This is a genomic window from Marinobacterium weihaiense (assembly GCF_019061305.1).
Lineage (GTDB): Bacteria > Pseudomonadota > Gammaproteobacteria > Pseudomonadales > Balneatricaceae > Marinobacterium > Marinobacterium weihaiense.
The window spans coordinates 17,530-33,930 of record NZ_JAHQZT010000019.1 but is presented as its reverse complement, the minus strand read 5'-3'; the positions used below and the strand labels follow the sequence as shown (position 1 = coordinate 33,930).

General features: G+C 59.9%; 16 protein-coding genes. 5 read left to right on the top strand and 11 right to left on the bottom strand.

Annotation, left to right across the window (positions count from 1 at the left end; genetic code table 11):
• Positions 1-17 precede the first annotated feature (17 nt).
• The 11 genes from KTN04_RS13050 to KTN04_RS13000 all read right to left on the bottom strand — a co-directional run bounded on the left by KTN04_RS13050 (position 18) and on the right by KTN04_RS13000 (position 11,275).
• On the bottom strand, positions 18-1,907 hold the full coding sequence (locus KTN04_RS13050) for a TRAP transporter permease (RefSeq protein WP_217335674.1): 1,890 nt from the start codon (positions 1,905-1,907) through the stop codon (positions 18-20).
• Between the two features lie 38 nt (positions 1,908-1,945).
• Positions 1,946-3,520 carry an alkaline phosphatase family protein gene (locus tag KTN04_RS13045; protein ID WP_217335673.1) on the bottom strand — a complete coding sequence of 525 codons (1,575 nt, stop codon included), beginning with the start codon at positions 3,518-3,520 and terminating at the stop codon, positions 1,946-1,948.
• A 162-nt stretch (positions 3,521-3,682) separates the two neighbouring features.
• On the bottom strand, positions 3,683-4,126 hold the full coding sequence (locus tag KTN04_RS13040) for a helix-turn-helix domain-containing protein (protein WP_217335672.1): 444 nt from the start codon (positions 4,124-4,126) through the stop codon (positions 3,683-3,685).
• 63 nt (positions 4,127-4,189) lie between these two features.
• Complete coding sequence (locus KTN04_RS13035) at positions 4,190-4,678, bottom strand: universal stress protein (protein ID WP_217335671.1); 489 nt, start codon at positions 4,676-4,678, stop codon at positions 4,190-4,192.
• A 46-nt stretch (positions 4,679-4,724) separates the two neighbouring features.
• Complete coding sequence (locus KTN04_RS13030; RefSeq protein WP_217335670.1) at positions 4,725-6,053, bottom strand: TRAP transporter large permease; 1,329 nt, start codon at positions 6,051-6,053, stop codon at positions 4,725-4,727.
• Positions 6,054-6,080: 27 nt separating this feature from the next.
• Positions 6,081-6,596 (bottom strand): TRAP transporter small permease, encoded by a 516-nt coding sequence (locus KTN04_RS13025; RefSeq protein WP_217335669.1) that lies wholly within the window; start codon positions 6,594-6,596, stop codon positions 6,081-6,083.
• A gap of 3 nt (positions 6,597-6,599) precedes the next feature.
• Positions 6,600-7,637 (bottom strand): TRAP transporter substrate-binding protein, encoded by a 1,038-nt coding sequence (locus tag KTN04_RS13020; protein ID WP_217335668.1) that lies wholly within the window; start codon positions 7,635-7,637, stop codon positions 6,600-6,602.
• Positions 7,638-7,850: 213 nt separating this feature from the next.
• The gene (locus KTN04_RS13015; RefSeq protein ID WP_217335667.1) at positions 7,851-9,179 is read right to left on the bottom strand and encodes a TRAP transporter large permease; all 1,329 of its coding nucleotides are present in this window, start codon (positions 9,177-9,179) and stop codon (positions 7,851-7,853) included.
• A 26-nt stretch (positions 9,180-9,205) separates the two neighbouring features.
• On the bottom strand, positions 9,206-9,721 hold the full coding sequence (locus tag KTN04_RS13010) for a TRAP transporter small permease (protein ID WP_217335666.1): 516 nt from the start codon (positions 9,719-9,721) through the stop codon (positions 9,206-9,208).
• A 3-nt stretch (positions 9,722-9,724) separates the two neighbouring features.
• Positions 9,725-10,759 carry a TRAP transporter substrate-binding protein gene (locus KTN04_RS13005; protein WP_217335665.1) on the bottom strand — a complete coding sequence of 345 codons (1,035 nt, stop codon included), beginning with the start codon at positions 10,757-10,759 and terminating at the stop codon, positions 9,725-9,727.
• Between the two features lie 129 nt (positions 10,760-10,888).
• Entirely contained in the window at positions 10,889-11,275 is a 387-nt protein-coding gene (locus tag KTN04_RS13000) for a 5-carboxymethyl-2-hydroxymuconate Delta-isomerase (protein ID WP_217335664.1), read from the bottom strand.
• A gap of 320 nt (positions 11,276-11,595) precedes the next feature.
• On the opposite strand from KTN04_RS13000, the gene hpaH reads away from it, so the two are divergent.
• The 5 genes from hpaH to hpaE all read left to right on the top strand — a co-directional run bounded on the left by hpaH (position 11,596) and on the right by hpaE (position 16,346).
• Positions 11,596-12,399: a 2-oxo-hept-4-ene-1,7-dioate hydratase gene (gene hpaH, locus KTN04_RS12995; RefSeq protein ID WP_217335663.1), complete on the top strand. Its 804-nt coding sequence runs from the start codon at positions 11,596-11,598 to the stop codon at positions 12,397-12,399.
• A gap of 54 nt (positions 12,400-12,453) precedes the next feature.
• Positions 12,454-13,260: a 4-hydroxy-2-oxoheptanedioate aldolase gene (hpaI, locus tag KTN04_RS12990; RefSeq protein ID WP_217335662.1), complete on the top strand. Its 807-nt coding sequence runs from the start codon at positions 12,454-12,456 to the stop codon at positions 13,258-13,260.
• Between the two features lie 30 nt (positions 13,261-13,290).
• Positions 13,291-13,959, top strand: a complete 669-nt coding sequence (locus tag KTN04_RS12985) for a fumarylacetoacetate hydrolase family protein (RefSeq protein WP_217335661.1) — start codon at positions 13,291-13,293, stop codon at positions 13,957-13,959.
• A 3-nt stretch (positions 13,960-13,962) separates the two neighbouring features.
• Positions 13,963-14,745: a fumarylacetoacetate hydrolase family protein gene (locus KTN04_RS12980; RefSeq protein ID WP_217335660.1), complete on the top strand. Its 783-nt coding sequence runs from the start codon at positions 13,963-13,965 to the stop codon at positions 14,743-14,745.
• A gap of 65 nt (positions 14,746-14,810) precedes the next feature.
• Positions 14,811-16,346 (top strand): 5-carboxymethyl-2-hydroxymuconate semialdehyde dehydrogenase, encoded by a 1,536-nt coding sequence (gene hpaE / locus KTN04_RS12975; protein WP_217335659.1) that lies wholly within the window; start codon positions 14,811-14,813, stop codon positions 16,344-16,346.
• Positions 16,347-16,401 lie beyond the last annotated feature (55 nt).

The following is a 16,401-nucleotide window of genomic DNA, read 5'->3' as shown; positions in this document are numbered from 1 at the left end:
ATTCTTATAGTTGTGAGTCAGGGTTGTTTGCAGAAAAGACGCTGCCAGGTCGTGCCGGCCTGGCCCTTACGCTCCAGCAGGAGCACCGGCAGCAGTGCCAGCGCCAGCAGCTGAACCCACCACAGCGGCGCGATGACGGCAAAGCCGGCCAGCAGGTACAGGCCCTGCTTGAGTCCGCGGGCGGAAAAAGCAGCCGCCACCAGCAGGATCGCCGCCGTGGTGGTCAGCAGCGCCATCGCCAGACCGCCCCAGCTAAAGCTGTCATTGATCAGCAGCATCGAGGGCTGATAGACGAAGGCAAAGGGGATCAGGAAGCCGATCACCGCCAGGCGCAGGGAGGTAACACTCACCCGCAGCGGGTTGGCCTGGGCGATCGGTGCAGCGGCAAAGGCTGCCAGAGCGACCGGCGGGGTCACGGCGGACAGGACCGCATAGTAGACCACGAACAGGTGCGCCGCGATCAATTCCACGCCCAGCGCCTGTACGGCCGGCCCCATGACCAGAATGATCACCAGGTAGGCCGGGACCGTCGGCATGCCCATGCCCAGCACCAGACAGCCACCGGCCATCAGCAGCAGGGACACAAAGAGGCTGTCACCGGCCACCATCTGGATCGCCTCGGAGAAGCGCAGGCCCAGGCCGGTGGCGTTCATCACCGCGATAATGATGCCCACCGCCGCCACGGCAACCATGATAGTGGCGGCGGACTTGGCCCCGTTGACCACCATCTGCCACAGCTGGGCCGGCTTTTTCAGCAGGCCGGGATCCACCGCCACGCCCAATGCGGCTGCGGCAATCAGCGCCCAGAAACCGGCCTGTGCCGGGCTGCTGCCCTGCACCATCAGCACGATGATCAGGCCCAGCGGTACCACGAAGGCCAGCCCCTTGAGTTTTTCCAGGCGGGTCAGCGGCTCCACCGCGTCCTTGCCCTGGGCCTTCATGCCCAGACGCTTGGCTTCGGTGGAGATGAAGGTAAACAGGCTGGCGTAGTAAAAGATCGCCGGGATCAACGCCGCCAGGGTGATGTTCAAATAGCTGATACCGGTCACATCGGCCATGATGAACGCTACCGCGCCCATGATCGGCGGCATCAGCTGACCGCCACTGGAAGCAGCCGCTTCCACCGCACCGGCAAAACGACCGGAGAAGCCGCTCTTCTTGATCATCGGAATGGTGATCACCCCGGTGCCGACCACGTTGGCCACCGAGCTGCCGGAGATGGTGCCGAACAGGCCACTGGCCAGCACCGCCGCGTGGGCATCGCCGCCGGGCAGATGACGGGTAAGGCGGAAAGACAGCTTGAGCAGCACCACGCCGACCCCCAGCGCATCCAGCAGCGCCCCGAAGAGGATGAAGATCAGGATAGTGGAGGTCACCACGCCCAGGGTACTGCCGAACACGCCGTCAAAGCTGTACCAGACGGTGGTCAGCATCTGCGCCAGATCCATGCCCGCATGGGCCAGACCACCCGGCAGCTCGCGACCGAAGAGTGCGTAACAGGCGGCCAGTCCGCACACCAGCAGCAGGGTCAGGCCGATCATCCGGCGCATCAGCTCGCCCAGCACCGCCAGGCCTGCCAAAGCCATCAGGATATCGGGCATCTCTAGCTCGTAGAGCCCGGTCTCCAACTCTTCAGCAACCCAAAAGTAACGGTAGGCCGCTGCCAGCACGGCCAGCAACAGCCCCAGATCGATCAGCCGTGCCCACCAATGTCGCTCTTGGCGGGTCATGCTGGCATAGAGCAGGATCACGCACGACAGGGTAAAGGTGCCCAACCGCAGGAGGGTGTCATCAAAAATACCCCAGCCGGCGGTATAGAAGATCGATGCCACCATCATCAAAAAGAGGGGGGCGCCGAGCAGCTTGGCCGGGTGAGCCTTGATCCAGGCTAGTGTGTTCGTCAGCATAGTTTTTCGCCTTTCTTATAGTGTGTCCCGTCCGCGCCTTACCAGAGGCCGAACAGATAACCGCGCGCGTGGGCCTTCCCGGTCATGTTGGCCACGGTTGCGTTACTGATGGTGACGCGGGTCTTGCGCTGCCGATACCAGTCATACAGCGCGCGCTGCAGTCGCTGGCGCTGATCAGCATGGGCCTCGTCCTGCCCCAGGTCCTGCTGTTCCTGCGGGTCCTGCTCCAGATCGAACAGCTGCGGACGAAAATGCTCGTAATGCACATACTTCCAGCGGCCGTCGGTGATCATGATGGCGCGGGTCTGATCCGGTGCCAGATCCAGCGCGAAACGGGCCTTGCGCCAGGCATAGTCCGCCTCGCTGATGGCGAATTCGCGCCACTGTGCGACTTCGCCGGAGGTCAACAGCGGCAGCAGTGAGCGTCCTTCAAGAATGTGGTCCGGCACATCGCCGCCCGCCAGCTCGACAAAGGTGGGCACCAGGTCGATCGCTTCGACCAGGCGGTCGTCGCAACGGCCGCGGGTGGCATCGGCCTGGGGACGCGGATCGTGAATGATCATCGGAATGCGGGCACTGGCTTCATGGAAGAGTTCCTTCTCGCCCAGCCAGTGATCGCCCAGGTAATCGCCATGATCGGCGGTGAGCACCACCAGGGTGTTGTCGTACTGGCCGATCTCCTTGAGGAAGGCGAACAGGCGTGCCAGATGGTCATCCAGCTGGGTGATCAGGCCCATGTAGGCGGGAATGACGCGCTGGCGCACCTCCTCGCGGGAGAAGTTCATCGACTCGTCGTGGCCCATGAAGGCTTCGATCACCGGGTGCAGGTTGGCTTTTTCCTGCTCGCTGGCGTTGACCGGCAGCACATCCTCGGGACCGTATATGTCGTGATAAGGCGCCGGGGCAATGTAGGGCCAGTGGGGCTTGATGTAACTCAGATGCAGGCACCAGGGTGTATCGGCGGATTCACGAATGAATTCCATGGCGCGGTTGGTGGTGTAAGCCGTTTCAGAATGGGCTTCCGGAATGCGTGCCGGCAGATGGCAATTGCGCATGTACCAGCCAGACAGCACCTCGCCGTTTTCGCCCTCGCCGGAGTTGGCCCATTCATGCCAGGGATTGTGACCTTCGTAGCCCTGCGCACGCAGGTAGTTGTTGTAGGCCAGATCCGGCGACACCGTCTGGTCCGGGTGCAGACCATCGTCACGCGCGTAAGGCTCGAAGCCGCATTCACTCAGCAACACACCGCGGGAAGACTCGGGGTCTACGCCCAGGCGCTGCATCCCTTCCACATCCTTTTTCATGTGGGTCTTGCCCACCAGCCCCACGCGATAGCCCAGCGGGCGCAGGTAGTCACCGATGGTCTTTTCCGACAGCTTCAGCGGCACGTTGTTGTAGGTCGCGCCGTGGGAAAAGGCATAGCGACCGGTGTAGAAGGACATGCGTGACGGGCCGCAGACCGGCGCCTGAGTGTAGGCCCTGGTGAAGTTGACGCCGTGGGCGGCCAGCGCATCGATGGTTGGGGTCTTGATCGTCGGATGGCCGGTGCAGCCCAGATAATCGGCACGCAGCTGGTCGGCCATGATGAACAGAATGTTGGGTTGTGTTGCCATGTGACTGCCTTTGATCGGGTGTTCGGTCGCCCGGCATCACTGCCGGTCTGGTCGACGGTTATTATTGGTCTGCCGTCAGACTAATCGAGAACGACCCGAGCGAAACAAGACATTTCACCAGATGAAACAGGCGGCATAGTGCAAGCGGCACGACGCTCATGCCTATGCCTGAAGCTGAGCTGCCAGCCGGTCGGCAGCGGCCCTCAGCAACGGGTAGTAATGCTGCTGCAGTTCCGGCCCGGCAATGGCATCCTGGGGCCAGGACAGCGCCAACGTGGCCTGCACTTCATCCCCTTTAAATACAGGAACCGCCGGGGCGGCCAGCTCCGCCAGCTGCTCGCCGGGGGCCTGCTCCGGCATCTGCTGGCTGACCGTGAACGACAGCCGGTAGCGGGAATCGCCCAGCGCGCGATAGACCCAGCCGGCTTCCTGCAGAGTTCTCAGTATGCGCAGCAGGGTCGCCTTACTGATGCCGGTTTGCTGGTGCAGCAGGGACAGCGACACGGGGGCATGATGGCGAATGGCTTCGACAACGCGAAGGCCGCGGGCAAGGGATTCGATGGATTTGACCATGGACAGCTCGATGGATAACAACAACGGCCGCATGTCCCTGGCCTGAAAAAAGCGGGGCTGCCCCCGGTTATCCCGAGGGCAGCGAATAACGGCTACTCAGCCCAGCGGTACGATCAGTACCGGACGCTTGGAATGCGTCAGTGTCTTGGTGGCGGTAGAGCCTATCAAGGCTTGTTCCAGCGCGTTGTGCTTGCGTGTTCCCATGACAATGACATCGGCGTTGATCTCGTCAGCGACTTCCAGAATCTTGCGCCAGGGGGTGCCTTCTTCGACACGGGCGTCAATGTTCTTCAGGCTCAGCACTTCGTGCTCTTCAAGCTCGTCGGCACAAAAGCGTTCGATGCGCTCGCGGATCTTGACGCTGAGGGCTTCAACCCCCTTTTTCAGCATCTCGTCGATCTCTTCCTTCTCCATCATGTTCCCCAGCACGCTGCGGGTCGTGCCGGACAGAGATTCGATGACATGCATGTAAGTGATCTGGGACTCGGCGTAGTGACCGCACAGGCTGACGGCAGCACGGAAAGCGGGACGCGAACCCTTCTCGAGATCGGACACATACAGGATTTTCTTTACATCATGAAACATACAACCACTCCTCTATCCGCGCGGGACAGGCAAGGCCGTACCGCGCTCAGCGGTACAGCAGCTCCGGCAAAAACAATGCAATCTGGGCCACGAAGACGATCATCGCCAGACGCACAATATCGGCGCACCAGAACGGGGTTACACCCTTGAAGATGGTCCCGGTCTTGACGTCTCTCAATACTGCACTGAGAACGAACACGTTCATACCCACCGGCGGCGTAATCAGGCTGATCTCGGTCACGACCACGACAACTATGCCGAACCAGACCAGATCAAAGTCCAGGCTGGCGACCAGCGGGTAGAACACCGGCACGGTCAGCAGCATCATCGACAGGCTCTCGAACACCATGCCCAGCACGATGTAAATGCCCAGAATCGCCAGAATGACCACGATCGGTGCCACGTCCAGCGCTTGCACAAACTCCAACAGCATATCCGGCAGACCGGCACGGTTGATGAAGTCGGAGAAGATCAATGCCCCGATTACCACCGCAAACAGCATCGCCGAGGTACGCGCCGTATCAGTCAGGGTTTCGAACAGATTACGCAACGTCATGCGGACACGGAACAGGGTGATCAGGAAGGCACCACCGGCACCGATGCCAGCCGCTTCAGTCGGGGTAAAGATACCCAAATAAATACCGCCCATCACGATCGTGAACAGCAGCAGCACACCCCATACCCCTTTCAGCGCCTGCAGGCGCTCGGGCCATTCAGTCTTTTCACCGGCCGGTCCCGCACTGGGGTCGCGCCAGACCACGTAGCGCACTGCTACCAGGTACAGCAGGATGCCGAGAATGCCCGGAATGAAACCGGCGGCGAACAGTTCACGGATGGACGACTCGGTCAGCAGACCGTAGATCACCAGAATTACGCTGGGCGGAATCAGGATCCCGAGGGTACCGCCGGCCGCGATGGACGCGGTCGCCAGCGCATCGGAATAGCCGTACTTGCGCATCGGCGGCATCGCCACCTTGGACATGGTGGCCGAAGTCGCCAGACTGGAGCCGCAGATGGCGGAGAAACCACCGCAGGCTACCACGGTCGCCATCGACAGACCGCCCTTGCGATGGCCCAGAAAGGCATTAGAAACCGCATACAACTCATGTGAAAGACCCGAGCGCGTCACCAGGTTACCCATGAGAATGAACAGCGGGATCACCGACAGGCTGTATTCCTGCACAGTATCAATCACGCGATTGGATGCCATCGACAAGGCACCCGTCCAGCGGAAGTTGGCAATATTACTCAGTTCCAGGCCCTGCAGAAACGCAAAGCCGAAAAAGCCGACGATCCCCATGGCGAATGCGATCGGCATCCGGACCACGATGATCAGAAACAGAAGAACGGCAAAGCCGATCAGAATGACAGACATAAGCGAGGTACCTGCATCCGGTTCAAGTTAGTGTTTATCCTGGAACAGGATCCGGTAGACGCCATAGGTGATCATGCCAAAGGCCGTGGCCCAGCTCATGATCGCGATGTACTGTACTACGTAGCCACTGGGCATGCCGAGAAATTCGGTCACAACGCCACGGCGAATGGAACGCTCGCCCAGCTCGAAGATGCGCAGAGCCAGAAAGTACAGCGACGAGGACATCACCAGTGCCGCAAACAGCGACAACGCCTTGACGATTTTGCCGCCCAGAAAGCGATCCAGCAGGTCAACCACGATATGACCACCGCGCCAGGTGATCACCGGCATGGCCGCGAACACCATCACCGCCAGACCGATTTCGGTCATTTCAGTACCGCCATGCAGCGGGCTGTTGAACAGATAGCGACCCACGACATCAACGCAGGTCAGTGCCATCAGGAAGAAAAGGACTGAAGCGGACACCAGTTCGAGAAAAAAGGCCAGCCAACGGACCGGCCCCTTCTCGTCATAGTGCGCTGTGAACCAGGCACTGAATGACATGGATTACTCCTGCGCTTCGTACTCACGAGCGATGGTGCGCAGCTCGTCCAGAGCAGCACGGGCATCGACATCACGATCAGATACGCTCTCGATCCAGGCCTCATCCATGCCGTCGGCCAGCTTCAGAAAGTCCTGGTTGAACGTGGCATCAGCGCCGTGCTCAACAATGTTCACACCGGTTTCACGGGCAAACGCCAGGCCATCTTCATCCGCTTTCTGCCAGGCCTTGCCGGCCAGTGCAGACAGCTTTTCACCGGATACGCGACGGATGGCTTCAGCATCCTTCGGGTCCAAATCTTCCATGAAGTCCGGGTTGATGAACATGGAGAAGCTGCCCAGGTACATACCGCCCGGAATCAGGTTCAGGGTATCAGTGACTTCAGCCAGACGCTGGGCCTTCTGCTCGCCCAGCGGCAACAGTGCACCATCGATAACGCCCTGCTGCATCATCTCGTATACCTTGGTTGCCGGTGCGGATACCGGCGCCATGCCGGTGCGCTCGCCGATTTCAGCCTGAACGCCACCGCCGATGCGGATCTTCATACCCTTGAGGTCAGCAATGCTGTCGACCGGCTTGGTGGTCATCAGCTGACCCGGACCGTGGGTAAACATGCCCAGCAGTTCCAGACCAACGAATTCGTTGGCGTCATTGAAGTATTTCTGCTGGGTCTTCCACAGCGCCACGGATGCGGCTTCGGCACCCACACCCAGGCCTGGCTGCTCAACGGCCAGCGGCAGCTTGAAGCGGCCCGGCACATAGCCGTGATAGCTGAAACCGGCATCGATAACGCCGTCTTCAACCAGCTGGAAATAGGTTTTGGGGTGACCGACATCATATTCGATCTTGACTTCGACACGGCCTTCGGTGGCCTCTTCCACCCACTTGGCCCAGGTCGGCCATACCACGGCGTTCTGTGCCGCGGTCGGCGGCAGCCAGGTGCCGACGATCAGGGTTGTGTCAGCCGCCAGTGCAGTGGTGGAAAGGGACAGGCCTGCCGCGAGGGCAGCCGCGCCAGTGGCAATCTTTATTGTTTTAATCATGGTGTTGCTCCTGCGTTGGTATAATTATTTTTTGCGATACCTAAAAAATTCATCACTGATTAATAGTGTATCACTTTGTCGCGTCAAGCAAGCAGCGCAATGGCTATACCCCACTAATGTATACCATTGCACGAGTTTGGTCTTCATTCTTTTACCGGTGATTCAGGCCGCCCGCATGTGACACAATTCATCATACAGACGGCCTGAAACAGCTTAGCGGTAAAGCAGCTCCGGCAGGAAAAGTGCAATCTGAGAGACAAACACGATCATCGCCAGGCGCACGATATCGGCACACCAGAACGGGGTCACTCCCTTGAAGATAGTGCCGGTTTTCACATCCCTCAATACCGCACTGAGTACGAACACGTTCATACCCACCGGCGGTGTGATTAGACTGATCTCAGTCACGACTACCACCACGATGCCAAACCAGACCAGGTCGAAGTCCAGGCTGGCGACCAGCGGGTAGAACACCGGCACGGTCAGCAGCATCATCGACAGGCTCTCGAACACCATACCCAATACGATGTAGATGCCTAGAATCGCCAGGATGACCACGATCGGCGCCACGTCCAGTGCCGTCACAAACTCCAGCAGCATATCCGGCAGACCGGCACGGTTGATGAAGTCGGAGAAGATCAGCGCACCGATCACCACCGCGAACAGCATTGCCGAGGTGCGTGCCGTGTCGGTCAGGGTTTCGAACAGTGTGCGCAAGGTAATACGGCCACGGAACAGGGTGATCAAGAAAGCACCGCCAGCACCGATACCGGCCGCTTCGGTCGGGGTAAAGATACCCAGATAAATGCCGCCCATCACGATCGTGAACAGCAACAACACGCCCCAAACGCCGCGCAGTGCAACCAGGCGCTCACTCCAGGGCGTCTTTTCTCCGGCCGGACCGGCACTGGGATCACGCCAGACAACGTAGCGCACCGCCACCAGATACAACAGAATGCCAAGGAAGCCCGGAATGAAACCGGCGGCAAACAGTTCACGGATGGACGACTCGGTCAGCAGACCGTAGATCACCAGAATCACGCTCGGCGGAATCAGGATTCCCAGGGTACCACCGGCCGCGATGGACGCAGTCGCCAGCGCATCGGAATAGCCGTACTTGCGCATCGGCGGCATCGCCACCTTGGACATGGTGGCCGAAGTCGCCAGACTGGAGCCACAGATGGCGGAGAAACCGCCGCAGGCTACGACGGTCGCCATCGACAAACCGCCCTTGCGGTGGCCGAGGAAGGCGTGGGAAACCCGATAAAGTTCATGGGACAGCCCGGAGCGCGTCACCAGGTTGCCCATAAGAATGAACAACGGAATCACCGACAGGCTGTATTCCTGCACGGTATCGATGACACGGTTGGACGCCATTGACAGCGCCCCGGTCCAGCGGAAATCCGCCATATTGCTGAATTCCAGCCCTTGCAGGCTCGCAAAGCCAAAGAAGCCGACCAGCCCCATGGCGAATGCAATCGGCATCCGGACCACAATGATCAGGAACAGGAGAACGGCAAAGCCGATCAGTACAACTGACATAACAAGGTACCTGTGTCCGGTTGAGGTTAGGCTTTATCCTGAAACAGGATGCGATAGACGCCGTAGGTAATCATGCCGAACGCGGTGGCCCAGCTCATGATCGCGATGTACTGCACCACGTAGCCACTGGGCATGCCGAGAAACTCGGTCACGACGCCACGGCGAATGGAACGCTCGCCCAGCTCGAAGATGCGCAGTGCCAGGAAGTACAGCGACGAGGACATCACCAGCGCCGCAAACAGCGACAACGCCTTGACGACCTTACCGCCCAGGAAGCGATCCAGCAGGTCAACCACGATATGGCCGCCGCGCCAGGTGATCACCGGCATCGCGGCAAACACCATCACCGCCAGCCCGATTTCGGTCAGCTCAGTACCGCCGTGCAGCGGGCTATTGAACAGGTAACGACCCAGAACATCGACACAGGTCAACGCCATGAGAGTAAACAGAACACTTGCCGACATCACTTCGAGCAGGAAGGCCAGCCAACGGGCCGGCCCCTTCTCGTCATAGTGTTCTTTCAGCCAGACACTGAATGACATGGATTACTCCTGCGCTTCGTACTCGCGAGCGATGGTGCGCAGCTCGTCCAGAGCAGCACGGGCATCGACATCACGGTCGGAAACACTTTCAATCCAGGCGTCATCCATACCCTTGATCAGCTCACGGAACTCAAGCGTAATCGGGTCATTCGCACCCAGCTGCTTGATGGTCACGCCAGCCGCCTTGGCTGCTTCCAGACCTTCCACATCGGCCTGATCCCAGGCACGACCGGCCAGCGCAGACAGTTTTTCACCGGATACGCGACGGATGGCTTCGGCATCCTTCGGATCCAGGTCTTCCATGAAGTACGGGTCGATGAACATGGAAAAGCTGCCCAAGTACATGCCACCCGGGAACAGGGTCAGGTTCGGTGCCACTTCATGCAGGCGCAGGGATTTCTGCTCGGTGACCGGCATCATCACGCCGTCGATAACGCCCTGCTGCATCATTTCGTATACCTTGGAGCCTGGTGCCGCCACACCGGTCAGCTCCATGCGCTCGGCCAGTTCGGTCTGCACGCCGCCACCGATGCGGATCTTCTTGCCCTTGAGATCTTCCAGATCTTCAATCGGCTCGATGGTGTGCAGCTGACCCGGACCGTGCGTCAGCGTTGCCAGCAGCTCCAAACCTTCGTATTCGTTGGCATCCGCAAAGTACTTCTGTTGCACTTTCCACAGGGCAACGGATGCGGCTTCCGCGCTTACGTCAAGGCCCGGCAACTCAACCGCCACCGGCAATTTGAAGCGACCCGGACCGTAGCCATGGTAGCTCCAGCCGGCATTGATGACGCCATCTTCCACCAGCTGAAAATAGGTTTTCGGGTGACCGACATCCTGTTCGATCTTCACTTTGACACGGCCTTCAGTGGCTTCTTCCACCCACTCGGCCCAGGTCGGCCAGACGATGGCATTCATCGGGTTGCCCGGCGGCTGCCAGGTACCCACGATCAGCGTGGTTTCAGCCGATGCAGCTGCAGAAGCGGTCAGGCCTGCGGTCAGTGCCGCAGCCCCGGCCAGGGTCTTGAAAAATGTCTTCACGGTTTGTCTCCCGATCTTGTACGTCTGTTGCTACGGTCGTGTTTTATGCCGTTATGCTCGGCTTAGACGGCCGGCTCCGCATGCTTGGGGGCAGCAGCGCCGGCTCGTTGAACTCCTGTCAGGAGCTTTTTACTTGCCTGCAAACAGGGGATGAATGTTGTTCTTGTTGAACTTGAGTACCGGGTCCAGCTCGGTCATCTCGAACGAGATCTGTACATAGCTTTCATCGGTAATCGGCTTCATCCAGTCACAGAGGATCTTGAATACCTGCTCGGCCACCTCTTGCTTCAACGCCATATCACGGCCATGGCCGATCTTCAGGTTGAGGTTAAGGAAAGCAAACTCCTCTCGACCATCCGCCACGCGAAAGTCATTGCAACGGATGGCGCGGCTGCGCACCCCACCCAGCGGGAAGTGTCCCGTGGATACCACATACTCATGCAGGTCCTTGAAAAGCGCTTGAAAATCAAGACGATCGTGCAAGTTCCCTGAGTATTCGACAATAAAATGAGGCATCTCAGTTCTCCCCTAAACGGTTGGATGGCACCCTTGATCCGGTCGTGCCGGAGGGCTCTGGCCAAAATGCAAACAAACGAAATCTAATTAACATGTTAACTGTTGTCAACAAGATTGCACTTGCAACATTTTCCTGCTTGGGCAACAGGAATGCAGCTATAACTGTAGTGAGTTATTGAGGTATTGACTTAGTTAAGATGTTAACTAAAATGAATTTCAGATGATCTGTGCCCTCGCCCCTGAGGCGCCACCGGCGGCCGATGAGCGTTTTACGCGCACAGTAGAGACCCTCAACGGACAACAAGAAGGTACTGTCGAGCATGTTGAACCAAGAGCAGATCAAGGCCTGTGCCGATCGCCTGTACGAAGCCGAAGTGAACCGCAAGCAGATTCCGGCACTGACACTGGAATTCCCAGACATGGACATGGCGGACGCCTATGCCGTGCAGAAAGCCTGGGTTGACCGCAAGATCGAAGACGGCCGTAAGGTTATCGGCTACAAGATCGGCCTGACCTCTCGCGCCATGCAGATGGCGTCTAACATTGACCAGCCGGACTACGGCGTGCTGCTGGACGACATGCTGTTTGACGACGGCGCCACCATCAAGGCGTCCGACTTTCTGGACCCGCGCATCGAAGTGGAACTGGCCTTCGTGCTGAAAAAGCCGCTGTTCGGTGAAAACGTCACCATCTTCGACGTCATCGACGCCACCGACTACGTGATTCCCTCACTGGAACTGATCGCCGCACGCTGCCTGCGCACCGATCCGGAAACCGGTTACACCCGCAAGGTGTACGACACCATCTCCGACAACGCGGCCAACGCCGGCATCGTTATGGGCGGCCGTCCAATCAAGCCGATGGATATCGACCTGCGCTGGGCCGGCTGCATGCTGTACCTGAACGGCCAGATCGAGGAAACCGGCCTGGCCGGTGGCGTACTGGGCAACCCGCTCAAGGGCATCACTTGGGTGTGCAAGCGCTTCGCACCGCACGGTGTCGGTCTGGAACCGGGCCAGGTGATCCTGTCCGGCTCCTTTACCCGTCCGGTACCGGTCAAGGCCGGTGACACTGTGCACGCCGACTTCGGTTCCCTGGGTGGCGTCACCCTGAACTTCGCATAAGCCCGGCATGCCAAGGGTCGGCGCGTCGGCGCCGGCCATGAACAGGAGATGAGCATGGAATTGCCAAAGAACCGTTTCAAACAGGGCCTGGCCACCGGCGAGACCCAGTATGGCCTCTGGCTCGGCCTGCCGGACAACAGCGCGGCCGAGATTGCCGCGGTGGCCGGCTTTGACTGGCTGCTGATCGATGGCGAACACGCACCTTTTGATCTGCGCACCATCATGAGCCACCTGCAGGCGATCGCCCCCTACGACACCGCGCCCATCGTGCGTTGCGTGGAAGGCAACACCGCGCTGATCAAGCAGCTGCTGGATATCGGCGTGCAGACCCTGCTGGTGCCGATGGTGGAAACCGCCGAACAGGCCGCTCAGCTGGTACAGGCCGTACGCTACCCGCCGCAGGGCATCCGTGGCCTGGGCACCTCCCTGGCCCGTGCCGCGCGCTGGAATCAGGTGCCGGGTTATCTGAAAAAGGCCAACGACGAAATCTGCCTGATCGTGCAGGTGGAAACCGCCAGTGCCATGGAAAACCTGGACGCGATTCTGGAAGTGGACGGCGTTGACGGCGTGTTCATCGGTCCGTCCGACCTGTCCGCCTCCATGGGTTACATCGGCGATGCCGGCAACCCGGTGGTGGTCGAGACCATCAACGCCGGCCTGAACAAGATCCGCGATGCCGGCAAGTATGCCGGTCTGCTCTGCCTGGACCCAGCGCTGGCCGAGAACTATGTCCAGCAGGGTGCCAACTTCGTCGGCGTCGGTGTCGACACCATGATTCTGGCCAACGAAACCCGCAAGCTGGCGCAGCGCTTCAAACAGGGCGCTCCGGTTGAAGACGAAAAACCTCAGGCCGGCTACTGATCGCCGGTCATCAACACGAGAAGGTTAACAATGACTGCAAAGACTCTGGTTAACAGCAAGCTGGTCTGCGTCGCGCTGAACGACAAGGCACAGCTGGCTGCCCTGGAGGGGACGTTCAACGAAGCCCCTTACAAGAAACCGCCGACTCAGCCGGTGCTGTACTACAAGCCGCGCAACACCTGGAGCGTTGACGGCGCTGAAGTCGAGTGGGCCAAAGATTTCGACGGCAACGATGTTGCCGAAATGGTTGTGGGCGCCAGCCTGGGTGTGGTCATCGGCAAGGAAACCTGCCGCGTGTCTGCCGAAGATGCACTGGATTACGTCGGTGGCTACACCATCGTCAGCGACTTTTCCCTGCCGGAAGCGAGCTACTACCGCCCGGACATCAAGGGCAAGTGCCTGGACACCTCCGCACCGGTGGGTCCGGAAATCGTTGCCGCTGACAAGATCACCGACCTGAACGCCCTGACCGTGACCGTCAGCGTCAACGGCGAACAGAAGAGCCGCCTGGCCCTGGCCGACCTGGAGCGCGGCGTTGCCGAACTGATCAGCATCATTTCGCGCATCATGACCCTGCAGGCCGGTGAAATTATCGCCGTCGGCTTCGCCGGTGACCGCGTAGCCGTGGTCAAGGGCGACAAGGTTGAAGCAAGCATCGAGGGTGTCGGCACCCTGACAAACACGCTGGGAGGTGCCTGAGCCATGAGACACGCACGTATCGTATTTGACGGCCGCGAGCTGGACATCGACATCGACGCCAACGACCGCATCACCACCTCCGAAGGTGAAGTGCTGGACGTGGCACTGGATTCCGATCAGATCACCTGGCTGCCGCCGGTGAAAGCGCCGGGCACCATTTTCGCGCTGGGCATCAACTATGCCGATCACGCCACCGAACTGGCGTTCGAGCCGCCGAAAGAGCCGCTGATCTTCATCAAGCACGCCAACACCCTGACCGGCCACAAGCAGGTCAGCTACCGTCCCGACGGTATCGAATACCAGCACTACGAGTGCGAACTGGTCGCCGTGATCGGCAAGACCGGCAAGAACATCAAGCGTGAAGACGCGCTGGATTACGTCGCCGGCTACACCGTCTGCAACGACTTTGCCATCCGCGACTACCTGGAAAACTACTACCGTCCGAATCTGCGCGTGAAGAGCCGCGATTCCCTGCTGCCGATGGGTCCCTGGATCGTCGACACGGCGGACATCCCCAACGCCAACGCGCTGAAACTGACCACCACGGTCAACGGCAAGCTGACTCAGGATGGCTCCACCAAGGACATGATCTTTGACGTGCCCTTCGTGATCGAATACCTGAGCAAGGTCATGACCCTGAACCCGGGCGACATGATCTGCACCGGCACACCGCACGGCATCGTTGACTGCCAGCCGGGTGACACCATCGTGTGCAGCATCGAAGATGTGTGCGCGCTGGAGACCCGCATGGTCAGCGAGCAGGAATACTACGGCGACAAATACTGAGATTGACCCGTCCCGGCAGCCGACACAGGGTCGGCACCGGGATCAAAGGCAACGGGAGACACACCATGAGCGATACTCTGGCAACCAACCTGGAACGCGCACAGCAGTACCTGGAGCGCTTCAAGAACAACACCACCGGCCACTACATCAACGGTGAATTCACCCTGGGCAACGGCGGCCGTGAATACGACAACGTTACCCCGACCGACAACAGCAGCATCGGCAAGGTCATGGCCGGCTCCGTCGCCGACATGGACGCGGCCTGCGAAGCGGCTGAAAACGCCTTCGAAGCCTGGGCCAACACCCCGGGTGCCGAACGCAAGCGCCTGCTGCACAAGTTCGCCGACCGTCTGGTTGAGCGTGCCGACGAAATCGCGCTGGTCGAGTCCATGGACTGCGGTCAGGCGATCCGCTTCATGAAGCAGGCGGCCCTGCGTGGTGCCGCCAACTTCCGCTTCTTCGCCGACAAGGCACCGGAAGCGCAGAACGGTCTGGCCCTGCACCAGGACGAGCACGTCAACTACACCATCCGCAAGGCGATCGGTCCGGTCGGCATCATCACGCCGTGGAACACGCCGTTCATGCTGTCCACCTGGAAGATTGCTCCGGCCCTGGCGGCAGGCTGCACCGTAGTACACAAGCCGGCGGAACTGACCCCGCTGAGCGCTTACATCCTGGCGGAAATCGCCGATGAAGTGCTGCCCAAGGGCGTGTGGAACATGGTCAACGGCTTCGGCGAAGACGCCGGCAAGCGCCTGACCGAACACCCGGCGATCAAGGCCGTAGCCCTGGTCGGCGAGTCCGCCACCGGTTCTCACATCATGCGTCAGGGTGCCGACACCCTGAAGCGCATGCACTTCGAGCTGGGCGGCAAGAACCCGGTTATCGTGTTCGACGATGCCGCCTTCGACCGCGCCCTGGATGCCGTTGTGTTCATGATCTACAGCCTGAATGGTCAGCGCTGCACCTCGTCCAGCCGTCTGCTGATCCAGAGCGGCATCCGCGACAAGTTCATCGCGGCACTGGAACAGCGCGTCAAGAACCTGAAGGTCGGTCACTCGCTGGACCCGAACACCGAAGTGGGCCCGCTGGTACACACCGAGCACTTCAACAAGGTGCTGAGCTACTTCGACATCGCCAAGGAAGACGGTGCCAAGACCGCGGTTGGCGGCCAGCGCATCACTGACGGCAGCGACAACCTGAACCCGGCCGGCAACTACCTGACGCCGACCCTGTTCACCGAAGCCAACAACAAGATGCGCATTGCGCAGGAAGAGATCTTTGGCCCGGTACTGACCGCCATCACCTTCGATACCGAAGAGGAAGCGATCGCCATCGCCAACGATACCCAGTACGGCCTGTCCGGTTACATCTGGACCGAGAGCACCGGTCGCGCCATGCGCATGGCCAAGCACGTCGAAGCCGGCATGCTGTGGGTGAACTCCGAGAACAACCGTAACCTGCCGTCTCCGTTCGGTGGTATCAAGATGTCCGGTATCGGTCGCGACGGTGGCGACTGGAGCTTCGACTTCTACATGGAAACCAAGAACGTGTGCATCGCGCACGGTACCCACAAGGTACCTCAGCTGGGCAAGAACTGATCCCGTTCCCGCCTTCGCAACTGCCGGAGCCCGTGCCCTGCGCACGGGACTCCGG